The sequence below is a fragment of the Ruminococcus sp. YE282 genome (assembly GCA_900101355.1).
GTDB classification, from domain to species: domain Bacteria; phylum Bacillota; class Clostridia; order Oscillospirales; family Acutalibacteraceae; genus Ruminococcoides; species Ruminococcoides bromii_A.
Map to the genome: position 1 here is coordinate 1 of FMUV01000071.1, position 3,215 is coordinate 3,215.

Annotated in this window: 4 protein-coding genes; 2 read left to right on the top strand and 2 right to left on the bottom strand. The window is 39.4% G+C overall.

What is annotated here, in order from left to right; genetic code table 11:
• Positions 1-73 precede the first annotated feature (73 nt).
• Positions 74-328 (top strand): DUF4177 domain-containing protein, encoded by a 255-nt coding sequence (locus BLP46_RS12620; protein WP_092979390.1) that lies wholly within the window; start codon positions 74-76, stop codon positions 326-328.
• 267 nt (positions 329-595) lie between these two features.
• The gene (locus tag BLP46_RS12625; protein WP_092979391.1) at positions 596-793 is read left to right on the top strand and encodes an alpha/beta-type small acid-soluble spore protein; all 198 of its coding nucleotides are present in this window, start codon (positions 596-598) and stop codon (positions 791-793) included.
• Between the two features lie 186 nt (positions 794-979).
• Here BLP46_RS12625 and BLP46_RS12630 read toward each other — a convergent pair whose 3' ends face one another.
• Positions 980-2,284 carry an O-acetylhomoserine aminocarboxypropyltransferase/cysteine synthase family protein gene (locus BLP46_RS12630; protein WP_092979394.1) on the bottom strand — a complete coding sequence of 435 codons (1,305 nt, stop codon included), beginning with the start codon at positions 2,282-2,284 and terminating at the stop codon, positions 980-982.
• Between the two features lie 414 nt (positions 2,285-2,698).
• A complete protein-coding gene (locus BLP46_RS12635; RefSeq protein WP_092979396.1) occupies positions 2,699-2,971 on the bottom strand; it encodes a hypothetical protein in 273 nt (90 codons plus the stop codon).
• Positions 2,972-3,215: the final 244 nt, after the last annotated feature.

Sequence of the window (3,215 nt, forward strand, 5' to 3'; positions counted from 1 at the left end):
AAATTTTACTTGAGTAATATGGAACTATATGGTAAAATATCTCTATAAAATTTTTATTTTGGAGGTTATATTTATGGATTTTAGCGATTCTACAACATTTTCAACCGCATCGGGTAAGGATTATCATTATGTTGTACTTCAGGTTACATTAAAGGAAAAATTTTTAGGTACAGGTTCGGGAAATCTTACTGAGTTGGAAGACGCCATAAATCATCAAGCTCAAAAGGGATACCGACTTCACACAATTACAACGTCAAATGGCGGAAGCAAAGGACTTATGGGCGGAGACAGAATTCAAGCCACTATGGTTTTTGAGAAAATTGTATAAACTTTAATAATAGATACATAAAAGGGCATTGATTTGTTTCAATGTCCTTTTTGCATAACCTATTATAAAAGCAATGACAATAGAATGTTTGTGAGTTTATATATGTGTTTTTCTCGAAAATTCTTGTTTAAAAAAAGCAAAAAAACAAGAAAAATTTACATAAAATAAAATCGGATTATCTTCACACAATACTATTGCGGCGATAAATCGGGAAGCCGAAACGCCGCTTGAGATAAATTAAAACTTTTTTAAAAAGGAGAAAAAACTATGTCAAGCAACAATAACCAGCTTAATGTTCCCCAGGCAAAGGAAGCAATGGAACGCTTTAAGATGGAGTGTGCCAATGAAGTTGGCGTAAACCTCAAACAGGGATATAACGGCGACATTTCTGCAAGAGAAGCAGGTTCAGTCGGCGGCCAGATGGTTAAAAAGATGATTGAATCTTACGAAAACAGTATGAAATAATTGTTTGAATAATCATTCATAATTATTTTGTCTGATTTTTCAGAAAAAATGAGCGGCTGTATCAGAATTGTTTTTGATACAGCCGCTTGGTATTATGTCAGAAAAATTTGAAAGTTTTTATTATCAAGAGGTTTTATAAGAGGTTTCCAATGTAAAAGAGTAATATTATTTTATAGGGATTTTAATTTATTTTACTGCCTCAAACGCTGCGTCAAGTGCTGCTATGAGGTCTTCAGCCTTTTCAATGCCGATTGAAAGTCTGATTGTGTTTGGCTTGATTCCTTGGTCAAGAAGTTCTTCTTCATTAAGCTGAGAATGTGTTGTGCTTGCCGGGTGAATAACAAGTGATTTTACATCTGCTACGTTTGCAAGCAATGAGAAGATTGCAAGGTTGTCAATAAACTTTTGCGCTGTTTTGTCATCGCCCTTTATCTCAAAGGTGAAGATTGAACCGCCGCCGTTAGGGAAATATTTTTTATACAAAGCGTGGCTTGGCTCAGTTGGCAATGACGGATGATGTACAGCCTCAACCTGAGGATGCTTTGAAAGGTAGTCAACAACTTTGAGAGCATTCTGTACGTGGCGTTCAACACGAAGCGAAAGGGTTTCAAGTCCCTGCAAAAACAGAAATGCATGGAACGGAGAAAGTGTTGAACCTGTGTCACGAAGAAGAATTGCACGAATGTAGGTTACAAATGCAGCCGGAGCTGTTGCGTCTGCAAAGCTGATTCCGTGATAGCTTGGGTTCGGCTCAGAAATCCAAGGATATTTGTCTGTTGCTTTCCAATCGTAATTTCCGCTTTCAATGATAACGCCGCCGATTGCCGCACCGTGACCGCCGATGAACTTTGTTGCCGAATGAATAACAATGTCTGCACCGTATTCAAAAGGTCTTACAAGGTACGGAGTTGCAAATGTTGAGTCAACAACAAGCGGAATACCGTGCTTGTGGGCGATTTTCGCAACAGCCTCAATGTCGATGATGTTTGAATTTGGATTGCCGAGGGTTTCAATATATAATGCCTTTGTGTTGTCCTGAATTGCGGCTTCAAACGAGCCCTCAACATCAGGGTCAACAAAGGTTGTTGTAACTCCGGATGTAAGCGGAAGTGTGTGTGCAAGAAGATTATATGTGCCGCCGTAAATTGTTTTTGAAGCCACAATGTGCTCGCCGCTTTTTGCAAGAGCCTGAATTGTGTATGTTACCGCAGCAGCTCCCGATGAAGTTGCAAGTGCGGCACTGCCTCCCTCAAGAGAAGCTATTCTTTCTTCAAAAACGCTTTGAGTCGGGTTTGTAAGTCTGCCGTAGATATTGCCGGCGTCTCTCAGACCAAAACGGTCTGCTGCATGCTGTGAATTGTGAAATACATATGATGAAGTTGCATAAATCGGAACAGCTCTTGCGTCTGTTGCAGGGTCTGCCTGTTCCTGACCGATTTGTACCTGACGTGTTTCGAATGCCCAATTTTTTGAATCTCTGATATCTGCCATTTTTAATTCCTCCGATTGTTAAGTAGTATTTTTATTACGATATTTCTGCTCAATAATTTAATAAAGTATATGTTTTTTATAGGTTTTGTTGGTATGGCTGAGCAGAATTTAAGAAGTTGTGAGTTTGTTAATGCTGTGCTTAGTTATACATTCGCTTGCACATTCGATTGGGCAAATAGCCGTTAGCAATTTGCCGACATCGGCAGTCTATGCAGAAAAATAAGATTTTCACTGTATTTGCCTCCCTCTTTGTTTGCTGTGACCTTATTGTATAATAAATTCAATCTTTTGTCCAATACAATAAAGCAATTGTGAGCTATAAACTGAGACTATAACTAACTACAATTCGGATTTCATAATAAAAAACAAGCGATAAAGGCATCTGCCCTTATCACTTGCTGTTTGGATATTATTTTACAGATGTTGTTCCTGCTGAATTTGTTCTGCGTCAGACGGAACGGCCTCGGTTGCCACAACCTCTGTGATTTGGTCAAACGTGTTGATGTGAACGCCGCTTTGGTTGCGGATCCCATTTGTGCCGTCAAGGCGCAGAGGGAATGTCTCGTTTTCCACGACATTGTCAACAATCGGAGAATTTTGGACTTTGCCGTTTCGTGACGGAAACTCTATCGGATACTGCTCATTTTTATTGTTTTGGTCGTCTTGTTTTTCGTGACTTTTTTTCATATTAATACCGCCCTTTCGTTTGAGGTGGTAATATTTTTTGCACTATTGTGGTGTTTATGCGTTTGTACCTTGGATTTTGGACAAAATCGTGTTAATAAACTTGAAAAAAACCATGTAATGTTCTATAATCTAAGTGCAGATGTTCCTCGCCCCCTAAAGGCGGCGAGTTCCATCCGAAAATTCGGTGTGGAATAAATCCCACCCCGAAATCCCGAGAAGCTGTCGCTTCTTTGCACTGCTTGCA

What these genes read in the sequence shown, in the direction of transcription:
- BLP46_RS12620 (WP_092979390.1), top strand. Translation starts at nt 74, where the DNA reads ATGGATTTTAGCGATTCTACAACATTTTCAACCGCATCGGGTAAGGAT.
- BLP46_RS12625 (WP_092979391.1), top strand. Translation starts at nt 596, where the DNA reads ATGTCAAGCAACAATAACCAGCTTAATGTTCCCCAGGCAAAGGAAGCA.
- BLP46_RS12630 (WP_092979394.1), bottom strand. Translation starts at nt 2,284, where the DNA reads ATGGCAGATATCAGAGATTCAAAAAATTGGGCATTCGAAACACGTCAG.
- BLP46_RS12635 (WP_092979396.1), bottom strand. Translation starts at nt 2,971, where the DNA reads ATGAAAAAAAGTCACGAAAAACAAGACGACCAAAACAATAAAAATGAG.